Origin of the sequence: Citricoccus muralis (genome assembly GCF_029637705.1) — a bacterium.
Lineage (GTDB): Bacteria > Actinomycetota > Actinomycetes > Actinomycetales > Micrococcaceae > CmP2.
This window is the reverse complement of sequence record NZ_CP121252.1, coordinates 873,446-897,463: the sequence shown is the minus strand read 5'-3', so window position 1 is coordinate 897,463 and position 24,018 is coordinate 873,446. Positions and strand designations below refer to the sequence as shown.

The window sequence follows — 24,018 nt, the reverse complement described above, 5'->3', positions numbered from 1 at the left end:
CCTGGACACGGGAGGCGGCGACGTCGCCGTTTAATCAGGCGCAGTACGGTTCCAGGGCGGCGCGCTGTTCAGGGCTCAGCCGCACGGGCCGGCCGGTCGCGCCGTCGACGAAGACCATGGTGGTGCTCGCGCTCACGCACAGTGTCTGGGCCACCGGATCCACCAGGTCGTAGCCGATCACCACGGAGGCGCCCTTGACGGCGAGTACGCGCACGGTGATCTGTACGTCCGTCGCGCGGTATTCGAGCTGCTGGCGGTACTTCACCGTGTGTTCGGCGATGAGGGTCAGTACTCCGGGGCTCACCCCGGCGAGCAGGTCGATCGGCGCCGAGTCTCCCCCGGGCGCCCCCGTGCCGCCGGGCACACCGAAGACGGCGATGCGGGCCTCTTCCAACACGGAGAGAATTCGGGCGTTATTGATGTGCCCGTAGGCGTCCATATCGCCCCAGCGCAGCGGAACATTCACCGTGATGGACTGTTGCTCAGCGGTGGGCGACTCTGATTCAGCCATCGGCGTCCGCCTCGGAGAAGTCCTGGGTGAAGAGCGGGAAGTCCATCTGCAACCGTTCCACCGACTCGGATTCCTCGGTGCGCACGCTCTGCGGCCAGGCCTGGGGCGAACCGGTGCCGTGCTCGGGGTTGAGGATGCCCAGTTCCTCCAGCTGCAGGGTCAGCGCGGCACCGTCGGGCCCGTAAATCCACGGCACCCCGGGGGTGGTATGCCGGGTTTCGGCGGCGCGGCCACCGGCCAGCAGCGCCTCAGAAGGGGTCAGCTGTCGGATCACGATGGCGCGCACCTTGCCCGGGTGACGTCGGGCGAACGAGGCGTAAATTTCCGGGTCGTGCTGGCCGTCGTCGCCCACCAGAATCCACTGCATGTCCGGGAAATCCACGCTGAGCCGTTCCAGGGCTTGGTGTTTGTGCTGCATGCCTGAACGAAACACCCGATCTTCGGTGGGCCCCCAGCTGGTCAGCAGGAGCGGGCCCAGCGGGTAGAGGTTGCGGGTCAGGAACCGGGTCAGGGTCTGAGCGACATTCCAGGCACCGGTGGACACATAGAACGCGGGCGACGATTCTTCCCGAGCCAACAGCCGGTTGAGCAACACCGAGATTCCCGGGGTGGGAATGCGGGCATGCTCATCGAGAACGAACGAGTTCCAGCCGGCCAGCAGCGGGCGCGGCAGGGCGGTTACCACAATGGTGTCGTCAATATCGCAGATCACGCCCTGGCGGGCCGTCTCGTCGACGACGATGACGTCCACGCTGGAACTGTCCCCGCCGGCCACATGCACCTCGGCGGTGGTCCACCCGGGCTCGAGCTGGGCCGGAATGACGGCGTCGATAATGCCGTTGCGGTCCGCGCGCACCGTGTGCCGTTGCCCCGCCACCTCAACGTCCACTTGATGGAAGGCCAGGGGCGGGGAAATGAAGTTGCGCCAGCCACGCACGCCGTCCTTGATGACGGGTGCCAATCGGCGACCGTTGACGAATTCTTCCCCCGGGGCCAGGATGACGCGGGCCAGCACACGCACCCAGGTGGTGGTGCCGTAGCCGGTAAACGAGAGGATGGTCGGCTCATCGCCTGCTGCTTGACGGCGGCGACGACGATGCCGCTGCCAATGGCCATGCAACCAGGCAGGAAGCTGATCGGGTCCGGGCATACTCCCAGCTTAGCGTGATCACGGGCCAGGTTCAGACCGTGCGCCGCAGTGGCACCTCTCGGATGAGCAGCACGGCCACCAGGGCCGGGGTGGCGATGAGCGCCGCCGCCAAGAACATGGGTGAGGCTCCGTCGGCGTAACCATCCATCAGCTGGCTGGCCGTCACCGCGCCCGCCAGGTGGACCGCCATCACCGCGCCCATCACCGAGTTGCCCAGCGCCCCGCCCACCGTACGGAAGAAGGCGATGGCCGCCGAGGCGGCGCCGATGTGATGCACCGTGACCGTGTTCTGCACTGCCAGCATCAGATTCTGGATTACCATGCCCACGCCGAGGCCAATGAGTGAGATCTTCACCCCGATCAGCCAGAACGGGGTGGTGTCATCCACGAAGGCCAGCCAGTAGGCTGCGGCGATGCCGAGCGCCGAGCCCAGCACCAGGTAGATCTTCCACCGCCCGTAGCGGGTGATCAGCTGCCCGGTCACGGTAGTGCCGATCAGGTTCCCGAAAATCAGGGGCAGGGTGAGCAGCCCCGAGGCGGTGGGCCCCAGCCCGCGGCCGTTCTGGAAATACAGTCCAAGATATGCAGGGATCGACATCATCAGAACGGCCATGGTCATCGAGGCGATGATGGCCAGCAAGGTGGTGCGGGAGCGGAAAATGCGCGGGTCCATCACCGGTTCAGCCACCCGCCGTTCCACCATGATCAGCCCGAGTATGCCGAGCACCACCACCGCCACCAGCGCGGCGGAGGGCACGGAGACGACGTCGAAGAACTGGGGGTTGCCGGCGAAGGAGAGCCAGAGCATTCCCGCGGTCGTCGCCGTGGCGAGCGCGGTGGCGCCGAACCAGTCGATGCGCACCCGTCGACGCTGCTGCGGGGCCAGCTGCAGGGTCTTGGCGATGATCAACATGGCCACCAGCGCCACCGGAATGCCCGACCAGAAAGTCCAGCGCCAGCCAGCGGTCTCCACGAGCAGTCCGCCGATCAACGGACCGGCCGCAGTGGCCGTCGCCATGGTAGCGCCCATGTATCCGGCGTAGCGGCCCCGCTCGCGCGGGGCGATGATCGTCCCGAGAATCGCCATGGTCAGCGCGGCCAGCCCGCCCACACCCACGCCCTGGATCACACGCCCCACGATGAGCATCCCCATCGTGCCACCCGCCCCGGCGACGAAGGAACCGAGGGTGAACACACCCAGCGCGATCTGGAAGAGCAGCTTCTTGTCGAACAGGTCCGCGAGTTTGCCCCAGATCGGCGTCGTCGCCGCGTTGGCCAGCAGGGTCCCGGTGAGCACCCAGGAGTATTCCAGCTGAGTGCCGTCGAGTTCACGGACGATGACCGGCAACGCGGTCACCACAATATTGATCGAAAGCATGGCCGCGAAGAATCCTGCAAGCAGCCCCGTCAGCGCCCGCAGCACCTCGCGGTGGCTCATCGGCTCATCGGCACTGGCAACCGCGTCAGCCACGCAGCGCCCTCGACGGCGGAGTCCGGTCGTCGTCCCCGGACAGATTCTGCTGGATGGTGGTCATCAGCTCCTCCATCGCCGCCACGGTGGCGTGCACGGTGGCGTCGTCCAACCCGGTCAGCGAAGAGCGCACCACCTCCACCCGGCGGGCACGCAACTGCAGGGCCAGCTCCACCCCGTCCTCGGTGAGGCTCAACCGCTGGCTGCGGGCATCGTCCGGGTCGGTCTCCCGACGCAACAGCCCCTTGGCTTCCAAGTCCGCCACCAACCGCGAAGCCGGGGCCTTGTCGATGCCCAGCCACAACGCCAGTTCCTTGGCCCGGCTAGGGCCCTGACGACGCAGAAAGAGCAGCGTCATCTGGGCGGCGGGTCCGGGATCGCCCTCCTGCTGAGCGGTGCGGAAACCCCAGCGCAATAACCGATGGAATCGGGAGAGCGTGGTGAACAGCTCGTCAGCGGTGGACTCGGAGACACTCATCGACGGATCGCCACGCTCGGCCATTGGTTGCTCATGGCAACTAATTCTAGGATGAAGCGGCCGAAGTGACAAGATGTCACCGAGCCCGCGCACTCGTCTGCCCGCGTAGACTGACCCCTGTGACCGACGACGCATCCCTCCCCGACGCCGCCACGCTGCGACGCGTCGCCAGTGCGGCAGCACGCCAGGCGGGAGCCGCGCTCGCCTCGGCGTTCCGCGCAGACCAGGGCATTCTCGGCGTCACCACCAAAACCAACCACCACGATCTCGTCACCGATCTCGACCGCAGCACCGAGGACCTGCTCGCGCGCCTGCTCACCGAGGCGGTGCCCGGATCCGTCGTGCTGGGTGAAGAACGCGGCGCCCGCCACGGCGGCATCAGTAGCACCACCGGCATCGAGTGGATCATCGACCCCATCGACGGCACCTCCAATTTCGTGCACGGTTTCGCCATGTTCTCCATCTCCATTGCCGCCGCCGTGCACGGCACCGTACGCGCCGGGGTGGTGCTGGATCCGGTCAATCAGCTGGAGTTTTCGGCCGACGACGACGGCGCCTACCTGAATGGCGCCCCACTGGCTCCGCGCCCGACCCCGACCGTGGAATCCCGGTACAACCTGGTCACTTCCTTCCCCTCGGCGGAGAATCTCGCCCGCTCCCCCGAGCGCAGTCTGCAGCTGTTCGGCACCCTGGTCGAGGACTACGCCACCGTGCGCCGCGTGGTGTCCGGGGCCCTCGAGCTGTGTTTCACCGCGGCCGGCTGGGCCGATGTCACCATGGCACTGGCCACCCACCCCTGGGACGTCGCCGCCGGACAACTGGTCCTGCGCCGGGCCGGGGGCACCGTGATACCCCGCCGCGGCCCGGACAACTCGACTCACCCGGTAGCGCAGCCGGCACCTCATTGGGCACCTCACCTACTGGGCGTGGCCCCCGGCCGGGAAATAGCCCGGTCCCGCGAGCTCTTCGAGCAGATCGTGGCCGCCGTCGACCCTGAACTCACCGTTTTGACCACCCCACCCACGGAGGCACGATGAACCTCATGTTCCCCCACCCCGATCAGGAGCCGGTGCTGGTGCTCGACGACGAGCGCTCTTGGAAGCTCCTCACCCACACCCGCCACGCCCGAGTAGCGTTTCAGGGCGACGACCGGTTGGAGATCTTCCCGGTTAATATCCTCACCGAGCAACCGGTCGTCTACTTCCGCACCGCTCCCGGGTCTAAGCTCACCGCCGCAGAAGTGGGCCTGCCCGTCGTCCTGGAAGCCGATGGCATGCTACCCGATCAGGGCTGGTCGGTCGTGGCCCGCGGCCTGGCCCGCGAACTCACCGACGAGGAAGACATCCGCCGGGTACGTCGCTTAGGGCTCACCCCCTGGGTACCGACTTTCAAAGATCACGTGGTGGCCGTGGAGGTCACCGAGATCAGCGGGCGCCACTTCGCCTTCGGTCCACACCCCGAGCGGTAGGACCTCACTAGACCAGTGCGTCACAGCACCCAGACTGCCACCAGTGCGCTCAACGCCAGTGCCAGCACCAGCGTCGTCATCCACAGCACCGCCCAGACATCGGCACGCACCCGCTCCGCGGCGATCCCGGTGGACTGAGTGGTGTAACGCGCCCGCTGCGAAAAATGAATACCACCAGCAGCTATGGCACACAGTACCGCCGGGGCGAAGGTGACCAAGCCCTGCTCCGGGTACCAGCGCAGAAAAAACAGCGCCGTCACGCACAACGCCATCAGCGTGCGCGACCAGCTCATCACGGTCCGCTCGGGCTGCAGCCCCGGATCCGCATGCAGCGAGAGGGTGTTCACATCGTCACCATCATGAACACGACGGCGGCAGCCGTGGCCGTACCCAACGCCAGCAGCGGGGCCAACACCGGCAACGGCAACGCCTGCCCGCGCCGCATCGCCCGTTCCACCCGAATCCACCGGAACACCGCGCTGAACGCAATCACCGCGGCCAGCACCAGCAGAATCGAGCCCAGCACCCGGCGTGTCAGCTCATCAAAGAGCCCGCCGGTGAACGCTTCCACCGCCACGCCGCCGGCTAACAGTGCCAGCGAGGTGCGGATCCAGGCCAGAAACGTCCGTTCGTTGGCCAGGGTGAAGCGCGGATCCGGTTCCCGACCTCCGGCCAGCAGCCGACGCGCCACGGTGGACCGTGGTTCGGGCGTATCAGGAGGCGTAGTCATGGCATCAGCGTACTCGTATCTCAGCATCCGAACCCGAACTGGGTCCGGCCACGACCCCAGAGTAAACTCCCTGGGTGGACGACGTCGCCGCGACGCTCCACCTGACGACCCACCCAGATCACACCGAACACCGTGAGGCCCATGTCTACCGCCGACTCCCCCGCAGTCAACGCCGCCCCGGGGCAACCGCCAAGCCCGGAGCAGATCAAACGCTGGCGCCGCTACCTCTCAGACGAAATCGTCGAAGGTCAGATCTACCGCGACATTGCCGCCCGCAAAACCGGCCCTGACCGGGAGATCTTGCTCGGGTTGGCCGAGGCTGAAAAACGGCACGAAAATCATTGGCGCAGCCTGCTGGGAGCCCACGCCGAGCATCCACCGCGGCCGTCACTGCGCCGGGTGCTGTTGCGCTGGCTGGCCCGCATGTTCGGCTCCGTATTCGTGCTGGCACTGATCCAGCGCGCCGAATCCGACTCCCCCTACGCCCGCGACAAAGACGCTCCCGAAGGCATGGTCGCCGACGAGGCCATCCACGAGGAGGTGGTCAGGGGTCTGGCCGCACGGGGCCGCGAACAACTCGCCGGAAACTTCCGCGCCGCCGTCTTCGGCGCCAACGACGGACTGGTGTCCAACCTGGCCCTGGTCATGGGCATCGGTGCCACCAGCGTCTCCAATGAGGTCGTGCTGATCACCGGCCTGGCTGGGCTGCTAGCCGGCGCCCTGTCCATGGGCGCCGGAGAGTTCGTCTCCGTGCGCTCCCAGCGTGAACTACTCGAAGCCTCCGCCCCCACCCAGGTCACCCTCGACGCGGCCAGTCATCTGGACCTGGACCAGAACGAGCTCGAGCTGGTCTACCGGGCCCGCGGCATGGACCAGGCCGAAGCTCACCACCGCGCCCAGGAACGCCTCGGCTACTTCACCTGCGACTGCAACCCCAGCTACTCCGCCCGCCCCGACGGCTCCCAGGGCCCCGTCGACTACTCCGAAGAGCACGCTGAAATCGGCAACGCCTGGGGTGCGGCCGCCTCCAGCTTCTGTTTCTTCGCCTCCGGTGCGATCATCCCGGTGTTGCCCTTCCTGCTCGGCGCCACCGGATTCACCGCCCTGCTCTGGTCCCTGGGCTTGGTGTCCCTGGCGTTACTCGGCACCGGCGGCGTGGTCGGACTGCTTTCCGGGGCCTCCCCGCTCAAACGCGCCCTGCGTCAGCTGCTCATCGGCCTGGGCGCGGCCGGCGTCACCTACGTGCTGGGGCTGATCTTCGACGTCTCCGTGGCGTAATCCCGCGTCACGTCCCCCACGCCGCCGCACTAGAGTGGAGCGCATGACCATGATGATTACCGACCTGTCATCGCCGCGCCTGCTCGCCGGACGCCCGGTGCGCCCCATCGGGCTGGGCTGCATGAACCTCAACCACGGCTACACCCGTTTTCTCGACGACGACGCCGCGGTGGACCTGCTGGTCCGTGCCGTCACCGAAGCGGGGATCGACCACCTCGACACCGCCACCCTCTACGGAGGCGGGCGCAATGAGGAACTCGTCGGCCGCGCCCTGTCCACCACCACCTCGCAGGGTCGACTGCGCGACCGAGTGCTGCTGGCCTCCAAATGCGGGCTGACCCAGTCCGGGGATCGGCGTATCGATGGTCGTCCCGAGACCTTGCGGGCCCAGGTCGAGGATTCCCTGCGGCGCCTGCAGACCGACCACATCGACCTGTATTACCTCCACCGACTGGACCCAGAAGTTCCGGTAGAAGAGTCGGCCGGCGCCCTGGCCGAGATGATCACGCAAGGCAAGATCGGCGCCTACGGGCTCTCCGAAATCTCCGCCGAGACGCTGCGCCGCGCCGACGCTGTGCATCCGGTGGCCGCCGTGCAGAACGAGTACTCGCTGTGGACACGCAACCCGGAGTGGGGACTGTTAGAGGCCTGCCGCGAGACCGGCACCACCCTGGTGGCGTTCTCCCCGGTCGCTCGAGGCTTCCTCTCTGACGCTCCCCCGCGCACTGAAGACCTCGCCGCTTCCGATGTGCGCAGCACTATGCCCCGGTTCTCCGCCGAGAACTACCCGGAGAATCTGCGCCTGCGCGAGAAGCTCGCTGAGCAGGCCCGCGCCCACGGCACCACCGTCGCCGCCTTGGCCCTGGCCTGGGTGCTCGCCCAGGGCGAGAACGTGGTGGCGATTCCGGGCACCATCAACTGGGATCACCTACTCGAGGATCAGTCCGCCGAACAACTGCGGATCAGCCCGGTGGATGTCTTACGCTGGGGCGACATCATCAACCACGCCACCGTGCACGGCCACCGCTATGCAGAAAAAGCCCGGGCCACCATCGACACCGAGGACGCCCCGGCGTGAGCGATCTGCGTCAGCCCCAGCGCTCGGGACCCGACCACCCGGACCATAATGATCCTTGGGCGATGCAGCTGGTGGTCCACCGGGTGAAGACTGATCCGGCACTGCACCGGGATGTGCTGGCCGCCGCCGCCACGGCGGTGGCACGACTGCTCGATGATCCTCGTTCCCACGGCGACGGCGACTGGGCTTCAGCCGTACGGCACTGGCGCGCGGGCTGGATCCGCAAGGTCACCCGCCGGGCCGACAACAAGCGTTGGGACGACGTGCAGCACCTGCCCGGGCTCACCGTCACGGTGAATCACACGCAGAACAGCACGTCTGCGGCCGAGGTGCGTGCGCTGGTGCCCGGTCCACTGACACCGTTGCCTCCAGAGGTGAAGAAACTGCAGGTGGGCGGCACCGAATTTCCGCGCAGTATCGAACCAGCTGTGTCTGCACAGTCTCAAGCCGACGCCGTGGTCACCGTGGTGATGGCTCCTGGGTTGGAACTGTCCACCGGCAAGGCAGCAGCCCAGGCGGGCCATGCTGCCCAGCTGGCCTATGAGCGGCTCTGCGTCGTCGCCGCCGAACCCAGCTCAGATTCCCCGGCCGCGACCGCACTACTCGACGCGTGGCGAGCCGACGGGTTCCGGGTGAACATCGTGGAACCGGAGAGCGACCAGGATCCGCTGTGGGTGCGCCAGGATCTGCCGATCCGCGTCGTCGATGCTGGACTCACGGAGGTGAACGGGCCGACGGAGACTGCCCGAGCCTTCTGGTAATCCAACAACCACTGGGGTAAACGACCGGGCGCCCGGGTCCGGCTCGCAATGAGCCAGTCCCGGGCGCCCGGTGCGTGGTGCGGGGATCAGCCGCGGTTCTGCAAGATCTCGCGCATCAGCTGTGCGGTTTCGGACGGCGTCTTGCCGACCTTCACGCCAGCGGCCTCGAGGGCTTCCTTTTTGGCCTCCGCGGTGCCCGAGGAACCGGAGACGATGGCGCCGGCGTGGCCCATGGTCTTGCCCTCGGGTGCGGTGAAGCCGGCCACGTAGCCGACGACCGGCTTAGTGACGTTGGCCTTGATGAACTCTGCGGCGCGCTCCTCGGCGTCGCCGCCGATCTCACCGATCATCACGATGGCCTCGGTCTCCGGGTCCGCCTCGAACGCAGCCAGGGCGTCAATGTGGGTGGTGCCGATGACGGGGTCGCCGCCGATACCGATGGCGGTCGAGAAGCCGAAGTCACGCAGCTCGTACATCATCTGGTAGGTCAGGGTGCCCGACTTGGACACCAGGCCGATGGGCCCGGAGCCGGTGATGTTCGCCGGGGTGATGCCGGCCAGAGCCTGACCCGGGGTGATCACGCCGGGGCAGTTCGGGCCGATCACGCGGGTGGTGGGATTGCCGTCGGCGTCGGTCTTGGACTCGGCCAGAGCGTAGAACTCGGCGGTGTCCTGGACCGGGATGCCCTCGGTGATCACCACGAGCAGCGGAATGCCTGCTTCGATGGCTTCCACGGCAGCGTCCTTGGCGAACTTCGGCGGCACGAAGGCCACCGACACGTCGGCACCGGTCTTCTCCATGGCCTCAGCCACGGAACCGAACACGGGCAGATCAACTTCGTAGCCCTCGGAGTGGGTGTGGGTCACGGTGGTGCCGGCCTTGCGTGCGTTCACGCCGCCGACGATGTTGGTCCCGGCCTTGAGCATCAGGGCGGTGTGCTTGGTGCCTTCGCCGCCGGTGATGCCCTGGACGATGACCTTGGAATCCTTGTTCAGGTAGATAGACATGGGGTGTGGTCCGTCCTTACGTGCTTACTTGTTGGCCAGCTCGGCAGCCTTGTCGGCGCCTTCGTCCATCGTGGTGGCCAGGGTGACGAGCGGGTGGTTGGCGTCGGCCAGAACCTTCCGACCTTCCTCCACGTTGTTGCCGTCCAGACGGACGACCAGCGGCTTGGTAGCAGAATCACCGAGGATCTCGAGAGCCTTGACGATACCGCTAGCCACCGCGTCGCAGGAGGTGATGCCACCGAAGACGTTGACGAACACGGACTTCACCTGGTCGTCGCCGAGGATGACGTCGAGACCGTTCGCCATGACCTCAGCCGAGGCGCCACCGCCGATGTCCAGGAAGTTAGCGGGCTTCACGTTGCCGTGGTTCTCGCCGGCGTAGGCGACGACGTCGAGAGTCGACATCACCAGACCTGCACCGTTACCGATGATGCCGACCTGGCCGTCCAGTTTGACGTAGTTGAGGTCGTTCTCCTTGGCCTTGGCCTCCAGCGGGTCCTCGGTGCGCTTGTCCACGAGGGCACTGTGGCCTTCCTGACGGAACGCGGCGTTCTCGTCCAGGGACACCTTGCCGTCGAGGGCGAGGATGGTGCCGTCACCGGTCTTCACCAGCGGGTTCACCTCAACCAGGGTGGCGTCTTCGCCTTTGAACACGTCCCAGAGTTTGACGATGACGTCGGCCACCGGGCCGCGCAGTTCCTCCGGGAAGTTGGCTTCGGCCACGATCTTCGCGGCGGTGTCGGCATCGATACCGGTCAGGGCGGAGACAGGAACCTTGGCCAGGGCCTCAGGACGCTCGACGGCGAGCTGCTCGATCTCCATGCCGCCTTCCACCGAGCACATGGCCAGGTAGGTGCGGTTGGCGCGGTCCAGGAGCACGGAGAAGTAGTACTCTTCCGCGATATCGGCACCCTGGGCGATCATCACCTGGTGCACGGTGTGCCCCTTGATGTCCATGCCGAGGATGGCCTTCGCGTGCTCATAGGCTTCGTCAGCGGTCTTAGCGACCTTGACACCACCGGCCTTGCCGCGACCGCCGACTTTGACCTGAGCTTTCACGACGGTGACTCCGCCGATCTTCTCGGCCGCAGCCTTGGCTTCTTCCGGGGTTTGCGCCACGATGCCGGCCAGCACGGGAACACCGTGTGCCTCGAACAGATCGCGTGCCTGGTACTCATACAGGTCCACGGGAATTAAGTCCTTCTGCCTTGACTATAGGGATGATGAGCGGTGGATCGAGGACACCCCGAAACCTGTGCGCTCAAGAAGGATCCGGTCACGCCGGATCGTCCTCTCCAACCTTAGACCAGACGCGCCGAGTTTGCAGGGTTTCGGCGGTGATAAGACGCTGTTCTCAGGACTCGATTCGCGTCAGCGGCGCATAGCGGAGCAGCAGGCGCTTCTCCGTACCGCCAAACACCACCGTGGCGACCGTCTTATCACCCGATCCGGTCAGCGCCGTGACCTGGCCTTCGCCGAAACTAGCGTGGCTGACGCGGTCACCCACCGACAGCGAAATCAGCTCCTTGGATTCGTCCACACGACGCCGAGGACCACCCGTACCGGAGCGTGCTGCCGGGCGAATGACCTCTCGGTTGCCGTCCTCGTCGCGGCCGCCTCCTCCATAGTTTGACTTCGACGTCGATGCACCCCAGTGCGAGCCGGTGAACCGCTGGTTGTAGCGCGACCCCGGGGAGGCGAAACCGCCGACGGAACCGCCGCCGAAGGACCCGGGGTTGGTGCGTCCCACGCGTTCCCATTCGATCAGCTCTTCCGGGATCTCCCCCAGGAACTGACTGGGCGGGTTAAATTGGTGTTGCCCCCACAGGGAACGGGCTTCGGCACGCGAGAGGAACAGCCGTTTCCGGGCGCGGGTGAGCCCCACATAGGCGAGGCGACGTTCCTCCGCTAGTTCCTTCTCGTCAGTCATGGAGCGCGAGTGCGGGAATACACCGTGCTCCATGCCGGTGAGGAACACCACCGGAAACTCCAGGCCCTTGGCGGTGTGCAGGGTCATCAGGGTGACCTGGCCGAGCTGATCGGCCAGTCGTTCACCCTCGGCGTCGGGGGCGCTGGGCAACTGATCGGCGTCGGCCACCAGCGCCACCTGCTCGAGGAACTCCCCCAAGGTGCCCTGAACGTGGGTCTTCTCAAATTCGCGCACCACGGCCACGAGCTCGCCGAGGTTGTCGGCGCGGGATTCGTCCTGCAGGTCCTCGGATTCGCGCAAATTCTGCAGCATTCCGGTTTGCTCCAGCACCGCTTCCAGCACGGTGGCCGGCCCCTGCGTCTCAGCAATTTCGCTGAGATCGTCCATCAGCTGCACGAATCCGACAATGGATTTCACCGAACGCGTCGCCACCCCGGGGGCTTCTTCGGCACGGCGCAGGGCCTCCATGAAGGTGATGCGCTCGCGTTGCTGCAGGGCGGCCACCGCGCCCTCGGCCCGGTCGCCGATGCCGCGTTTGGGCTCGTTGAGGATCCGGCGCAGGTTGACGTCGTCGTCGGGGTTGTCGATCACCCGCAGGTAGGCCAGCGCGTCCTTGATCTCTTTGCGATCGTAGAACCGGGTGCCGCCGACCACACGATACGGGATGCCCTTGGCAATCAGCCGCTCTTCCAGGGAACGCGACTGGGCGTTGGTGCGGTAGAACACCGCAATGTCCGCGGGGCGAATCCCGTCGGTGTCCATGAGTTCATCGACCTTGCCGGCGATCCAGTCGGCTTCCGAGGTTTCCGATTCAGCGGCGTAGCCGATGATCTTCTCCCCCGGACCTTCGGCGGTCCACAGGTTTTTCTTGGTCCGCGCCGGGTTCTTCGAAATCACGGCATTTGCTGCGTCCAGGATGGTCTGCGTGGAGCGGTAGTTCTGCTCAAGCTTGATGGTGGTCGCGTCCGGGTAGTCCTGTTCGAACTCGACGATGTTGCGGATGTCTGCACCGCGGAAGGCGTAGATCGACTGATCCGAGTCACCCACGACGGTGAGCTGCCCGCCTGCTGTTTCCACGCCCTGTGGCTCGTTTGCGGGGCCGGTGAGCAATCGCACCAGCCTGTACTGGGCGTGGTTGGTGTCCTGGTACTCGTCAACCAGCACGAACCGGAAGCGGCGTCGATAGTTATCCAGCACTGCCGGGAATGCCTCAAACATGTGCACCGTGGTGGCGATGAGGTCGTCGAAGTCCATGGCGTTGGCCTGGCGCAGCCGGGAGGCGTACTCCGAATACACCGTCGCCACGGCCTGGTTGTACGGGTCGGCCGCCGCGGTAGAGGCGAAGGAATCGGCGTCGATGAGTTCGTTTTTCAGCGCGCTGATCTTGTTGAGTAGCCCCTTGGGCGCGAATCGCTTCGGGTCCAGATCGTTCAGCTTGGCGATGGTGGTGACCAGGCGCAGAGAATCCGCCGAGTCGTAGATGGAGAAGTTGGATTTCAGCCCCACGTGGGTGGCCCCGCGTCGCAGAATCCTCACGCACGACGAGTGGAAAGTGGAGATCCACATCTGCTGGGCGGCCGCCCCAATCAAGGAGGTGATGCGCTCGCGCATTTCGGCGGCGGCCTTATTAGTAAAGGTGATCGCCATGAACTCATGCGGACGCGCGGCTCCGGTGGCCAGCAGCCAGGCGATGCGGTGCGTCAGCACCCGGGTTTTGCCCGAGCCGGCGCCGGCGACGATCAGGAGCGGACCGGCGGTGTGTTGCACGGCTTGGGCCTGAGGATCGTTGAGTCCATTAACCAGGGCATCGTCCGATGTCGTCCGAGCATCCGCAGCTTCGGGGGCCGTGGTGAATTCCGGGTCTGCCAGCGCCGTCCCCGGGCGGGAGGTGAAAGCGGGCAAGAAACCGGGCAATGAAGTCTGATGATCCTGAGCCATGATGCCCACCAGTCTAGTGCCCTCGACGGACGCGGTAACGTCTCAGGCGAGTTCTCCACAGGAGCCCGCCACTGCACCCCCGTAGAATGGTGGGGCAATGTGGATGACGTTGCGAATCTTGCATCCGGAGGTACTGTGGCACGCTCGAAGGACAATCGACCGAACCGGCCCGAGCGGCCCCGCATGTCGGTCACGCAGGCTCGGGATGACCTTCAGCGCTCCGGCCAGCAACAGGGCAGTCCCGGAATGCTCATCATCGCCCTGCTGGGCACCCTCGCGTTCATCGCGTTCTACTACCACGGGCTTGTTCTCGAGCAGATGACCCAGCTGACCGGTGGACTCTCCATGCTGGACCACCGGATCACCGGCTACTCCCTCGAAGACGTCACCGCCTTGGCCGCGGTGATGGATGACGACGCACTCGGGCAGTTGAATTGGGTGCACAAAACGGCTGGCATAATCTTCCCGATCACGGTGGCTTTGGCTGTTTCCGTCGTGGGTGCCTGGTCCTTGCGCAGCGTTCCCCTGCGTTGGGTGACCCTGGCTTCGGGCGTGATTTTCGCCGTCGTCGATATCTGGGAGAACATCGCGATCGAGCGGGCCCTGCACGAGCTGACGGCCGACGCCGTCGCCACGGCCAGCCTGCTGACGCAGTTGCGCTGGGTGTTGCTCGCGGTGCTGATCGTCTGGCTGGTGATCCTGCTCATCCAGCGTCTCCGACGGCGCAGTTCTGTAGACTAGTGCGGTGCGCCTCAGTAGCTCAGGGGATAGAGCAACCCTCTCCTAAAGGGTAGGTCGTAGGTTCGAATCCTATCTGGGGCACCATAAGCGTGATATTCGACGTAATAGTGCGTTCGGGTGCCGCCGCTACAGATGAATCCAAGCGCCGATCCTCAGGGGTCGGCGCTTCGTTTTTGCTATTACGCTGGCTCTTCTCGGCCTTCTGAATCTCGGCCACAGCCTTGCGAGTCTCGGCGCTGAAGAGCACATCGAACGGCGGCTCCAGCTGCCCCTCTAGCTCGAAGTCACCTGGCTGATCGGTCTCATGCACCAGAATCTTGGTGAAGAAGGTCTTATTGAGTTCGCGCTTCAGATGCTCGGGCGCGTGGCGGTAGGCCTTGCCGCAGTCCTCGGCCAGATCCAGGGCGACGGCGATGATCTTCTCGGCTTCCTGGGCCGGCGGCCAGATCGCATACGAGCGGGTACTTCATTGTGACCGGATCTGAGCCTGCCCGAAGTAGGCAGCGGCCCGTCGCATGACCTCCAGCTCTTGCTCGAGGACTTTGATTCTGCGGTTCGCTGCCCGCAGCTGCGCCTTCTCATCACTGGTGGCACCGGGCTTGCGATCAGTGGTGTTGCCGGCGTCGAGGTCGGCTTGGCGCAGCCACTTGTTCAAAGTGCCTTCATGGATCCCGAAGTCCGAGGCGATCTGGGAGATCGTGGTGTTCTCATCCCGGTTCTGAGCGAGCCGGACAATATCGTCGCGGAACTCTCGGGGATAGGGCTTAGGCAAGATGACAATCCTTCCAGGCCAACCATCGGCTAGCCAGATCAGTTGTCACCTATCCCTGCATCAGCCCCATGTGTCCGAGAACGGCGAGTTCGCCCACAACAGGGCGATCACTGTGACGGCAACAAGAAGCACCGCCGAACCCGATTCCGTGCGAAGACGCTGGCTGAGACTTCGCGGTCCTGATGATGAGATCGGCATGGTGCCATATTATGCCGATCTCGCCGATGTCTCCGCTAACATTGACATTTGAGTACGTCACCCACACCCCGACGCTGACTCCCCACTCCCAGCGGAGCCACGTCATCGCGCTCTTTGATCGCCAGTCTCCCCGACTGGCCTACAGTCCTCCGGCACCAACCTGTCGTCGGCAGGTGCACACTGTGAGAACACTCCCACCGTGATGAGCGGATTCATACCGAGGCCACATCTTCTACTGGCGAGCTCGGGCTGTCGAGGAGAACAGATTCAAGCCGAGCTTATGGGAAAGGTGCCGAGTCGCGTGAACCCCGCGCACGCTGTTCCCTGCCGCATCAAGAGGTGGAGAAAAGGTCGCAAGACTGCCCTTGCCCGGGGCGATGGTGACAATGCCGCCGGCCACTCCGCTCTTACCCGGCATCCCAATCTCGAAGAGCCAATCGCCACTGGCTTCGTACATGCCGGTGCTCGCCATGACCGAGAGCACGTCCCGGCTGACATCAGCACCCACCACCTGTGTCCCGGTAATCGGATGGACACCACCGTTTGCCAGCGTCGCTCCCATGATCGCCAGATCTTCCGTAGTAACACGCAGCGAGCACTGCCGAGTGTAAAGCTCGATCACGCGAGCCGGATCAACGGTGATATGACCATAGCTCTGCAGCAACCGAGCGATGCTCAGGTTGCGCATATTCGTCTCCATCTCGGAGGCGTAGACCCCTTCGTCGAGCTCCAGATCACGGCCGGCGAAAGCTGAAAGCCCCTGGAGGATGAACTCCCACTTCTCCTCCCAGGTCGACCCGGAAACCAGGGACGTCGTGGTCAGGGCGCCAGCGTTGACCATCGGGTTCATCGTGTGACCCTCATTCAACTCGATAGCCATCACCGAGTTAAACGGCAGCCCCGTGTTGTTGACACCGATTCGCTCACGCACCTCATCGTGGCCCACGGCGTCACAGACCAGCGCATAAACGAAGGCTTTAGCGATCGACTGAATCGAGAACTCTTGCTGCGAATCACCACTACTGAACCTGCTCCCCGTCGCCGAGGCCAGCGTCAAACCGAACCACCCAGGATCCGCCTCAGCCAGCTTCGGAATGTAACTCGCAACAGTCCCCTCCGACAGATCCACGTGCAGCTCATACGTCTGCTGCATCATGTTCTCAACGACCGCTGCCTCAGGAAGGTCTCCCGTGGAGACCACGTCAGTTTCCAAGTGACCTTGATCGCGCGCGTACGGGAACAAGACCGGATTCTTCGGATGATTCGACATGGCTCAAGCATACTGAGATCACAGCCACGCCACACGATGCACGACAGCATTGCCGCGCCAATTCCGCCGTCTCCGACCGCGAACATCACACATAGAGGAACTGCCGCTGCAGCATATGAAGTCCTACTCGGCTCGCCCAGAACGCCTCTAATAAGTGACGTCTTACGCCTGCCCGAGAGTTTGGTTATCCTCGATGGGCCCGAAAAGCCTACCGACTCTGTGAACTTGGTGGATTACCGCTAGACGGGCGACGTGGGATTCTCTCACCAAGCCGAGTCGTAGCATCCGTAAGCATTTTCCCTAACTGCTCGGGACAGCGCCTCCACGGCTACCTCGGTAACGTCCCGCCAGACCCAGGGCGCTTCACCGTGCGAGTCCGAGCTGTGAGCGGCTCGAAGCTTCGCATCGGATACGCCCGTCAAAGGCACGGTCACGGCAAGCTATGCCAGTACATGGCGGTCAAGGGAGTCGACCAGCGTGTTACCCGCGCAGGAAGCCCGAGGTGCCAGCGATCGGTCAACGTAGGGAGGACGCGGGCGGCGATGCTCATTGACGGCGGTCCCTGTGGTTAGGACTTCACGAGGCGGGCGATGGCGGCTGAGGCTTCGCGGAGCTTCTGCTCCGCGTCGTCTGCCTGAGCTTGGATGGCGTCGGTGACGCAGTGTTTGAGGTGGTCATCGAGCAGACCCAGAGCGACCGTATTTAGAGCGGAGGTAATGGCGCTGATCTGGGTGAGGATGTCGATGCAGTACTTGTCCTCGTCGATCATGCGGTGGATGCCACGGGCCTGGCCTTCGATGCGTTTCATCCGGGCGAGGTACTGGTTCTTGTCACTGATGTAGCCGTGGGCGGTCGTTGCCACGGGTGCCGTATTCGTCATAGTTCTTCCTTTTGGGTCAGGAACGGTCGAGGATGCGGTTGGTGCTCGCTTCGGGCGTGAGGTCGAGGCGACGCAGCAACTGGGCGTTGAGGGCGACGACGACGGTGGAGGCGGACATGAGGATTGCGCCGATGCTCATGGGAAGCACGAACCCGATGGGCGCGAGCACACCCGCTGCGAGGGGCACGGACACGAGGTTGTAACCGCCGGCCCACCACAGGTTCTGCTTCATCTTGCGGTACGAGGCGCGTGACAGCTCGTAGATCGAGAGTACCGAGCGCGGGTCGGAGGAAGCGAGGATGACGCCGGCGGATCCGATGGCGACGTCGGTGCCTGCTCCGATGGCGATGCCGACGTCGGCCTGGGCGAGGGCGGGGGCGTCATTCACGCCGTCGCCGACCATCGCGACCTTGCGTCCCTCGTCTTGGAGTTCTGCGACCTTGGCGGCCTTGTCCTCGGGGCGCACGCCGGCGAAGACCCGGTCGATGCCCAAGTCCTTGGCCACTGTGTCTGCGACGGCTTGGGCATCGCCGGTGATCATCACCACCTGCGCGCCCTGTGCGTGGAGTGCGTCGACGGCATCGCGGGACTCGGGCCGGATCTCATCGGCCAGCCGCAGTGCCCCGATGACCTCGCCGTCGGCGAGCACATGGAGGATGATCGCGCCCTCCTCCCGCCAGTGGTTCGCCACCGGCAGCTCTCGGGCGGAATGCTGTTCGAGCAGGTAGGGGCCGCCGACCTCGATCACGGTGCTGTCGACGGTCGCCTTGACCCCGACCGCGGGCGAGGATGAGAACTGGCTGGCCTTCGGCACGTCCAGATCGCGCGCCCGCGCGGCTCCGGTGATCGCGCGGGCGAGCGGGTGTTCACTGTCGGATTCGGCGGCGGCGGCCAGGGCGAGAACGTCGTCCTCGCTGCGGTCGCCTACCGGGTCGATGCCGGTGACGGCGGGCTCGCCCTTGGTCAGCGTGCCGGTCTTGTCAAAGAGGACCGCATCCACCGTGCGCATCGACTCCAGCGCGAGGCGATCCTTGACCAGCACCCCTCCCCGGGCCGCCCGCTCGGTCGCGATGGAGACGACCAACGGGATCGCCAGGCCCAGGGCGTGCGGGCAGGCGATCACCAGCACCGTGATGGTGCGCACGACAGCGGCATCGGGCATCCCGACGAGTGTCCATACGATCGCGGTGATCACTGCGGCCCCGAGGGCGAACCAGAACAACCATGCCGCAGCTGTGTCGGCGATCCGCTGCGCGCGAGACGACGACGCCTGAGCATCGGCGACGAGCTTCTGAATCCCGGCCAGGGCGGTGTCGTCGCCGGCGGCGGTGACCTCCACGCGCAGCCCGGAGTCGGTGGCGACGGTTCCTGCGACGATGTGGTCGCCGCTCTCGCGGCGCACGGTCTTGGACTCGCCGGTGACCATCGACTCATCCATCGAGGCCGAGCCGTCGACGATCCGACCGTCGGCGGGTACCGACGAGCCGGGCCGGACGATCACGACATCGCCGACCCGAAGGTCTGCCGGAGCGACCTTGATGATGTCGTCGCCGTCTACCTTCTCCGCCTCGTCCGGCAGCAGAGCTGCCAGCGAGTCGAGCGCGGAGGTGGTCTGGGCCAGCGACCGCATCTCGATCCAGTGCCCGAGGAGCATGATCACCACTAATAGGGCGAGCTCCCACCAGAAGTTCAGCTCGTGATCGAGAAGGTGCAGGGTCGCACCCCAGGACGCGATGAATGCCACGGTGATCGCCAGCCCGATCAGCAGCATCATGCCGGGTTTACGGGAGCGGACCTCGCTGATCGCGCCGGTCAGGAACGGCAATCCGCCCCAGAAGTAGATGACCGTGCCGAGGATCGGGGAGACCCACCGCACCCACTCGGCGTCGGGCAGGTGGTAGCCGATCAGGTGGGCGAACATCTCGTTGAAGCCGACCACCGGGACGGTGAGGACGAGCATGATCCAGAACAGCCTGCGGAACTGCCCGACATGATCGCCATGCCCGCCATGACCCCCGTGCCCTTCGTGAGTGGAATCACCCGCGTGCACGTCGTGTCCACGGTGATCCTGATGGTCGGCGTGACCGTCGTGCCCAGCATCGTGGCTGTGAGCAGAGTGGCTCTTGTGTTGGTGGTCGTGATGCGCGCGACCATGCTCGGGCGCGGAGTGGTGCTCTCGCGTCGCGTTGCCGCCACCGTGATCGTGATGATGTTCGCTGTGCTTGTCGTTCATGCCGGTCTCACTGCTCCTGGTCCGCGTCCGCCCTGTGGCGGGTTAGCTGGTGGGTTCGATTTCGCTTTCGACGACCCACTTGTGATTGGTCATGGTCATGCCGTCGGCTTCGTAATCGACGACGTAGACGGTCTCGTCGGTGGAGGACGCGATCGTCGCGGTGACACCGCTCATGCCTTCCATGTGATCGGCGAGCAATACCACCTCGGTTCCATCGGCAAGGCGCTGGTCACCAGCGTCCTCGATCTCTTCCTGCACGACCCACTTGTGATCCAGAACCTCGGGACCTTCTTCCGGGGTGTAGTCAACGGAGTAGGTGTAGGTGTCGTAGGCGCCAACGATCGTCGCTGTCGCGCCGTCCATGCCGTGCATGTGATTCGCGGTGAGTGTCACCTCGCTGCCCACCGGATAGGTCGGGTCGGTGGCGTCGACCATGCCGTCAGGCACCGGGCCGCCATCTGCCGGGTGATCCATACCGTCGTGGTCGCCACCGTGACCGCCGTGCTCTGCAGAGGGTGACGCCTCGGGCGTCTCTTGGTCGTTCGCACACCCAGCCAGTGCCAGGATGCCGCCGAGCGCAGCGACGGCGATGCTAAGTCGTAGATGCTTGTTCATGTGTGTCGATCCTTTCCTCGTTTCCCGTCGGAGCCGGGTCTCGTGCTAGCTCCGCTGCGGCGGATACCGCGCCCACCGTGCAGGGGAGCGGGCGGACGCGGCCTCCGATCCACTTGCTGTCAGATCAGAAAGTTCACCATCCACGATGACTGCACACGATCACCACAACCACGGCCGCAGTGACGGTTCAGTTGTCTTAGCCCTGTACCGGCTGGCGTGCCGGTGCAGGGGCGTTCCCCGCGGGCGCGGCCTGGTCGTCGTCGGCCTTGGCCTTGAATGTGCGCAGCCGCAGACTGTTACTCACGACGAACACAGACGAGAGCGCCATCGCGGCTCCGGCGAGCATGGGGTTGAGTAGCCCGAAGGCAGCCAGCGGGATTGCGGCGGTGTTATAGGCGAAGGCCCAGAACAGATTCGTCTTGATCGTGCCCATCGTTTTCCGTGACAGGCGGATCGCGTCGGCGGCCGCGCGCAAGTCGCCGCGCACCAGGGTGATGTCGGCGGCCTCTATCGCGACATCGGTGCCGGTGCCCATCGCCAGGCCCAGATCGGCTTGGGCGAGTGCGGGAGCGTCGTTGACGCCGTCGCCGACCATCGCCACGGTCTTGCCCTCACCTTGCAGGCGGGTGACGACGTCGACCTTGTCCTTCGGCAGCACCTCCGCGATGACTTGGCCGATGCCGACCTCGGCGGCGACCTGCTCGGCGACGGACTGATTGTCGCCGGTGAGCAGCACCGGAGTCAGGCCGAGTTCCTTGAACTGGCGGATCGCTTCAGCGCTGGTGGGCTTGATCTGGTCGGAGACCACGAGCACACCGCGCGCCTGGCCGTCCCAGCCGACAGCGATCGCGGTCTTGCCCTGCGACTCGGCCTCCTGCTTCGCAGCAAGGAGCTCATCGTCGAGATGGATCGACCAGTCGGCGAGCAGTGACTCTCGTCCGGCGAGCACGGCGTGGCCGTCGACGGTGCCCTGCACGCCTTTGCCCTCGATATTCTCGAAGGACTCCGGCGTCGGCAGCTCACCCACCTCGGAGGCGGCACCTGCGGCGATGGCTTGAGCGATCGGGTGCTCGGAGTAGTCCTCCAGGCCGCCCGCGATCCGCAGCAGCTCCTCGCGGGTGGTGCCGTCGGCGGTGAAGACGTCGGTGAGCGTCATCTTTCCGGTGGTGACGGTGCCGGTCTTGTCCAACACGATCGTGTCCACGCGCTTCGTGGATTCCAGTACCTCCGGTCCTTTGATGAGCACGCCCATTTGCGCGCCCCGCCCGGTGCCGACCAGCAGCGCCGTGGGCGTCGCGAGGCCCAGCGCGCAGGGGCAGGCGATGATCAGTACGGCGACGGCGGCGGTGAACCCAGCCGAGAGCGGGAATCCGGCCCCGATCCACGCGCCGAGTGCGGCGACCGCGACAGCGATCGCGATCGGCACGAACACCCCGGAGACGCGATCTGCCAGACGCTGGATCTCGGCCTTGCCCGATTGGGCATCCTCGACCAGCTTGGCCATCTGGGCCAGCTGGGTATCGGCGCCGACCCGGGTGGCCTTAACCACGAGGCGTCCTCCGGCGTTCACTGTGGCGCCGGTGACGTTGTCACCCTCGCCGACCTCGACGGGGATGGACTCGCCGGTCAGCATGGACGCATCGATCGCAGAGCTACCGGAGGTGATGATCCCGTCGGTGGCGATCTTCTCGCCGGGCCGGACGACGAACTCGTCACCGACGCTCAACTCCTCGATCGAGATCCGCTCTTCCCTGCCGCTCCGCAGGACCGAGACCTCTTTCGCGCCGAGTTCGAGCAGGGCGCGGAGGGCGGCTCCAGCGCGGCGTTTGGAGCGCTTCTCGAAGTACCGGCCGAGCAGGATGAAGGTGATCACCCCGGCGGCGACCTCTAGGTAGATGTGCCCGAGGCCGTCGGAGCGGGAGATGGTGAACTCGAAGGGGTGGACGACGCCACGATCTCCCGCGGTGCCGAAGAACAGGGCGATGACTGACCAGATCATGGCGGCGGTCGTGCCGATGGAGATGAGCGTGTCCATCGTCGCCGCGCCGTGCTTGAGGTTCATCCAGGCAGCTTTGTGGAACGGCCACCCCGCCCAGACGACCACGGGAGCGGCCAAGGTGAGGGAGGCGAAGCCCCAGTAGTCGAACTGCAAGGCCGGGATCATCGCCATCGCGATGACAGGCACCGTCAGAATCGCCGACCCGATGAGCCGCTGGCGCAGCACCCGCAGCTCAGCATCCTCACGTGACGCGCCGTCATCATCATCGCCCGGCGCGAGTGCGCCCTTGACGGCGGGGAGCTCGGCGGTGTACCCCGTCTTCTCCACCTCCGCGATCAGCAGCTGCGGGTCATAGCCCGCCGGGGCGGTGACGCTGGCCTTCTCGGTCGCGTAGTTCACAGAGGCGGTGATGCCGTCGAGCTTGTTGAGCTTCTTCTCGATTCGGTTCGCGCAGGAGGCGCAGGTCATGCCACTGATCTGCAACTCGACCCCGGTAAGATTCACCCCGGAGCCGGTCGTCTGGGTACTGGTGTCCTCAGTGGTCATGGCCCTCTCCTTCCTCGTGCTCGCCGGTTCCGTCTCCGGGGCTTGGCTGGCTCTCACTGCTACCGGTGGTATCGATCACCAGTGGCGCGGTATGCACCTGCCCATCGACCTGGAAGTCCAGGTAGAGCAGGTATCGGCCCGGCGTGGGCGCTGTGGCCTCGAAGACGATCTCCGGGCCGGACGTTTCACCGGCGGCAGGCGCGTCACCGTGGGGGTGGACGTGCAGGTAGGCCAGGTCTCCGTCGCGCAGGGCGACCAGGTGACCGAACGCGCCCAGATAGGGTTCGAGCGTCGTGACCGATTCACCGTCACGGGTGACGGTCATGGTCAGCTCGGAGGCTGAACCGGCGACGAGGTCACCGGACACGGCCACATCGAACCCCTCGGCCGTGGTCGCCAGGGTGGGCTGCACCGGAACCGGCTCGTAAGAACCCGCGACCTGCAGCATCGTGGACAAGGTCAGACCCTCACCGGTCTCCGCCGGGACGAAGTCCGCGAAGATCCGGTAGGTGCCAGCCGACTCCCACTGCCAGGGGATCGACCAGATGCCGGTCTCATCCCGTTCGGGGTGGACGTGGGCGAAGTGCTGCCCGTCGGCGCGGACGGCAACCAGGTGCATTTCCTCCTCATGGTCGCGTTCAAAGTCGGTCACCGGGTTCCCGTCGGGTCCTGTGATCGCGAACGTCAGTTCGCCCTCGTCGCTAGGTCCGGTCGGAGCGCTCACGCTGGTGAGCTGGTAGCCGTCCTGGGCCAGGCCGAGGCCCAGGGCGGCCGTGCCGGCCTTGTGGCCCTCATGCCCGCCGCTGTTCATCTCTTCTTCTCTGTGGTGGGTGTTGTCTGCGGTGTCTTCCGCCCAGGACTGCACGGTATCCTCTGGAATGATCGTGTTCGCCGTGAATGCGCTCACGCCGAACACGGCCACGAGGGCAAGCCCGTACAGGCCAAGCCGTGCAGCGGCTTTCAT

General features: G+C 65.4%; 23 protein-coding genes and 1 tRNA gene. 8 read left to right on the top strand and 16 right to left on the bottom strand.

From position 1 onward, the window contains the following. Nucleotides 1-34: 34 nt before the first annotated feature. Genes P8192_RS04105 through P8192_RS04090 form a run of 4 tightly spaced genes read right to left on the bottom strand, consistent with a single transcriptional unit; the run spans nucleotide 35 to nucleotide 3,634 of the window. Nucleotides 35-511, bottom strand: a complete 477-nt coding sequence (locus P8192_RS04105; RefSeq protein ID WP_270106007.1) for an acyl-CoA thioesterase — start codon at nucleotides 509-511, stop codon at nucleotides 35-37. Next, nucleotides 504-1,661: an App1 family protein gene (locus P8192_RS04100; RefSeq protein WP_270106008.1), complete on the bottom strand. Its 1,158-nt coding sequence runs from the start codon at nucleotides 1,659-1,661 to the stop codon at nucleotides 504-506. Before P8192_RS04100 ends, P8192_RS04105 begins: the two co-directional genes overlap by 8 nt. Nucleotides 1,662-1,692: 31 nt before the next feature. After that, nucleotides 1,693-3,132, bottom strand: coding sequence for an MFS transporter (locus P8192_RS04095; RefSeq protein WP_278158704.1), 1,440 nt, complete (start codon nucleotides 3,130-3,132; stop codon nucleotides 1,693-1,695). Further along, on the bottom strand, nucleotides 3,125-3,634 hold the full coding sequence (locus tag P8192_RS04090; RefSeq protein WP_278158702.1) for a MarR family winged helix-turn-helix transcriptional regulator: 510 nt from the start codon (nucleotides 3,632-3,634) through the stop codon (nucleotides 3,125-3,127). The genes P8192_RS04095 and P8192_RS04090 overlap by 8 nt, the downstream gene beginning before the upstream one ends. A 95-nt stretch (nucleotides 3,635-3,729) precedes the next feature. On the opposite strand from P8192_RS04090, the gene P8192_RS04085 reads away from it, so the two are divergent. Further along, nucleotides 3,730-4,647, top strand: coding sequence for an inositol monophosphatase family protein (locus P8192_RS04085; RefSeq protein WP_278158700.1), 918 nt, complete (start codon nucleotides 3,730-3,732; stop codon nucleotides 4,645-4,647). Then, entirely contained in the window at nucleotides 4,644-5,078 is a 435-nt protein-coding gene (locus P8192_RS04080; protein ID WP_278158698.1) for a pyridoxamine 5'-phosphate oxidase family protein, read from the top strand. The genes P8192_RS04085 and P8192_RS04080 overlap by 4 nt, the downstream gene beginning before the upstream one ends. Before the next feature lie 20 nt (nucleotides 5,079-5,098). On the opposite strand, the gene P8192_RS04075 is transcribed toward P8192_RS04080, so the two are convergent. Beyond that, nucleotides 5,099-5,425 (bottom strand): DUF202 domain-containing protein, encoded by a 327-nt coding sequence (locus P8192_RS04075; RefSeq protein WP_278158696.1) that lies wholly within the window; start codon nucleotides 5,423-5,425, stop codon nucleotides 5,099-5,101. Then, nucleotides 5,422-5,808, bottom strand: a complete 387-nt coding sequence (locus P8192_RS04070) for a YidH family protein (RefSeq protein ID WP_270106014.1) — start codon at nucleotides 5,806-5,808, stop codon at nucleotides 5,422-5,424. The genes P8192_RS04075 and P8192_RS04070 overlap by 4 nt, the downstream gene beginning before the upstream one ends. A 141-nt stretch (nucleotides 5,809-5,949) precedes the next feature. Between P8192_RS04070 and P8192_RS04065 the strand changes: the two genes are divergently transcribed. Genes P8192_RS04065 through P8192_RS04055 form a run of 3 tightly spaced genes read left to right on the top strand, consistent with a single transcriptional unit; the run spans nucleotide 5,950 to nucleotide 8,925 of the window. Further along, nucleotides 5,950-7,086 carry a VIT1/CCC1 transporter family protein gene (locus P8192_RS04065; protein WP_278158694.1) on the top strand — a complete coding sequence of 379 codons (1,137 nt, stop codon included), beginning with the start codon at nucleotides 5,950-5,952 and terminating at the stop codon, nucleotides 7,084-7,086. 43 nt (nucleotides 7,087-7,129) lie between these two features. Then, on the top strand, nucleotides 7,130-8,164 hold the full coding sequence (locus P8192_RS04060) for an aldo/keto reductase (protein ID WP_347403428.1): 1,035 nt from the start codon (nucleotides 7,130-7,132) through the stop codon (nucleotides 8,162-8,164). Further along, the gene (locus tag P8192_RS04055; RefSeq protein WP_278158691.1) at nucleotides 8,161-8,925 is read left to right on the top strand and encodes a peptidyl-tRNA hydrolase; all 765 of its coding nucleotides are present in this window, start codon (nucleotides 8,161-8,163) and stop codon (nucleotides 8,923-8,925) included. Before P8192_RS04060 ends, P8192_RS04055 begins: the two co-directional genes overlap by 4 nt. An 86-nt stretch (nucleotides 8,926-9,011) precedes the next feature. Here P8192_RS04055 and sucD read toward each other — a convergent pair whose 3' ends face one another. From sucD to pcrA, 3 genes are all read right to left on the bottom strand, one after another. Then, nucleotides 9,012-9,932: a succinate--CoA ligase subunit alpha gene (sucD, locus tag P8192_RS04050; protein ID WP_270106017.1), complete on the bottom strand. Its 921-nt coding sequence runs from the start codon at nucleotides 9,930-9,932 to the stop codon at nucleotides 9,012-9,014. A gap of 24 nt (nucleotides 9,933-9,956) precedes the next feature. Then, the gene (sucC, locus tag P8192_RS04045) at nucleotides 9,957-11,120 is read right to left on the bottom strand and encodes an ADP-forming succinate--CoA ligase subunit beta (protein WP_278158689.1); all 1,164 of its coding nucleotides are present in this window, start codon (nucleotides 11,118-11,120) and stop codon (nucleotides 9,957-9,959) included. Between the two features lie 166 nt (nucleotides 11,121-11,286). Continuing rightward, nucleotides 11,287-13,800 (bottom strand): DNA helicase PcrA, encoded by a 2,514-nt coding sequence (gene pcrA / locus P8192_RS04040; RefSeq protein WP_278158687.1) that lies wholly within the window; start codon nucleotides 13,798-13,800, stop codon nucleotides 11,287-11,289. A 135-nt stretch (nucleotides 13,801-13,935) separates the two neighbouring features. Here pcrA and P8192_RS04035 point away from each other — a divergent pair, with 135 nt between their 5' ends. From P8192_RS04035 to P8192_RS04025, 3 genes are all read left to right on the top strand, one after another. Further along, on the top strand, nucleotides 13,936-14,541 hold the full coding sequence (locus P8192_RS04035; protein ID WP_278158685.1) for a hypothetical protein: 606 nt from the start codon (nucleotides 13,936-13,938) through the stop codon (nucleotides 14,539-14,541). Between the two features lie 8 nt (nucleotides 14,542-14,549). Continuing rightward, nucleotides 14,550-14,625: transfer RNA gene (locus P8192_RS04030), tRNA-Arg, on the top strand. A 220-nt stretch (nucleotides 14,626-14,845) separates the two neighbouring features. Beyond that, complete coding sequence (locus P8192_RS04025; RefSeq protein ID WP_278158683.1) at nucleotides 14,846-15,016, top strand: hypothetical protein; 171 nt, start codon at nucleotides 14,846-14,848, stop codon at nucleotides 15,014-15,016. On the opposite strand, the gene P8192_RS04020 is transcribed toward P8192_RS04025, so the two are convergent. The 7 genes from P8192_RS04020 to P8192_RS03990 all read right to left on the bottom strand — a co-directional run bounded on the left by P8192_RS04020 (nucleotide 15,008) and on the right by P8192_RS03990 (nucleotide 24,018). Then, nucleotides 15,008-15,313, bottom strand: coding sequence for a transposase (locus P8192_RS04020; protein WP_278158681.1), 306 nt, complete (start codon nucleotides 15,311-15,313; stop codon nucleotides 15,008-15,010). The genes P8192_RS04025 and P8192_RS04020 overlap by 9 nt on opposite strands. Before the next feature lie 430 nt (nucleotides 15,314-15,743). Continuing rightward, nucleotides 15,744-16,781, bottom strand: a complete 1,038-nt coding sequence (gene glsA, locus P8192_RS04015) for a glutaminase A (RefSeq protein WP_278158679.1) — start codon at nucleotides 16,779-16,781, stop codon at nucleotides 15,744-15,746. Between the two features lie 568 nt (nucleotides 16,782-17,349). Beyond that, a complete protein-coding gene (locus P8192_RS04010) occupies nucleotides 17,350-17,661 on the bottom strand; it encodes a metal-sensitive transcriptional regulator (RefSeq protein WP_278158677.1) in 312 nt (103 codons plus the stop codon). 16 nt (nucleotides 17,662-17,677) lie between these two features. Next, the gene (locus P8192_RS04005; protein ID WP_278158675.1) at nucleotides 17,678-19,894 is read right to left on the bottom strand and encodes a heavy metal translocating P-type ATPase; all 2,217 of its coding nucleotides are present in this window, start codon (nucleotides 19,892-19,894) and stop codon (nucleotides 17,678-17,680) included. 42 nt (nucleotides 19,895-19,936) lie between these two features. Further along, on the bottom strand, nucleotides 19,937-20,509 hold the full coding sequence (locus P8192_RS04000) for a YdhK family protein (RefSeq protein WP_278158673.1): 573 nt from the start codon (nucleotides 20,507-20,509) through the stop codon (nucleotides 19,937-19,939). 196 nt (nucleotides 20,510-20,705) lie between these two features. After that, nucleotides 20,706-23,054: a heavy metal translocating P-type ATPase gene (locus P8192_RS03995; protein WP_278158671.1), complete on the bottom strand. Its 2,349-nt coding sequence runs from the start codon at nucleotides 23,052-23,054 to the stop codon at nucleotides 20,706-20,708. Next, nucleotides 23,044-24,018, bottom strand: a complete 975-nt coding sequence (locus P8192_RS03990) for a heavy-metal-associated domain-containing protein (protein ID WP_270106026.1) — start codon at nucleotides 24,016-24,018, stop codon at nucleotides 23,044-23,046. The genes P8192_RS03995 and P8192_RS03990 overlap by 11 nt, the downstream gene beginning before the upstream one ends.

Coding starts and splice junctions, on each gene's coding strand:
- P8192_RS04105 (WP_270106007.1), bottom strand. CDS start 511: ATGGCTGAATCAGAGTCGCCCACCGCTGAGCAACAGTCCATCACGGTG.
- P8192_RS04100 (WP_270106008.1), bottom strand. CDS start 1,661: ATGCCCGGACCCGATCAGCTTCCTGCCTGGTTGCATGGCCATTGGCAG.
- P8192_RS04090 (WP_278158702.1), bottom strand. CDS start 3,634: ATGGCCGAGCGTGGCGATCCGTCGATGAGTGTCTCCGAGTCCACCGCT.
- P8192_RS04080 (WP_278158698.1), top strand. CDS start 4,644: ATGAACCTCATGTTCCCCCACCCCGATCAGGAGCCGGTGCTGGTGCTC.
- P8192_RS04070 (WP_270106014.1), bottom strand. CDS start 5,808: ATGACTACGCCTCCTGATACGCCCGAACCACGGTCCACCGTGGCGCGT.
- P8192_RS04065 (WP_278158694.1), top strand. CDS start 5,950: ATGTCTACCGCCGACTCCCCCGCAGTCAACGCCGCCCCGGGGCAACCG.
- P8192_RS04060 (WP_347403428.1), top strand. CDS start 7,130: ATGACCATGATGATTACCGACCTGTCATCGCCGCGCCTGCTCGCCGGA.
- sucD (WP_270106017.1), bottom strand. CDS start 9,932: ATGTCTATCTACCTGAACAAGGATTCCAAGGTCATCGTCCAGGGCATC.
- pcrA (WP_278158687.1), bottom strand. CDS start 13,800: ATGGCTCAGGATCATCAGACTTCATTGCCCGGTTTCTTGCCCGCTTTC.
- P8192_RS04025 (WP_278158683.1), top strand. CDS start 14,846: ATGCACCAGAATCTTGGTGAAGAAGGTCTTATTGAGTTCGCGCTTCAG.
- glsA (WP_278158679.1), bottom strand. CDS start 16,781: ATGTCGAATCATCCGAAGAATCCGGTCTTGTTCCCGTACGCGCGCGAT.
- P8192_RS04010 (WP_278158677.1), bottom strand. CDS start 17,661: ATGACGAATACGGCACCCGTGGCAACGACCGCCCACGGCTACATCAGT.
- P8192_RS04005 (WP_278158675.1), bottom strand. CDS start 19,894: ATGAACGACAAGCACAGCGAACATCATCACGATCACGGTGGCGGCAAC.
- P8192_RS04000 (WP_278158673.1), bottom strand. CDS start 20,509: ATGAACAAGCATCTACGACTTAGCATCGCCGTCGCTGCGCTCGGCGGC.
- P8192_RS03995 (WP_278158671.1), bottom strand. CDS start 23,054: ATGACCACTGAGGACACCAGTACCCAGACGACCGGCTCCGGGGTGAAT.
- P8192_RS03990 (WP_270106026.1), bottom strand. CDS start 24,018: ATGAAAGCCGCTGCACGGCTTGGCCTGTACGGGCTTGCCCTCGTGGCC.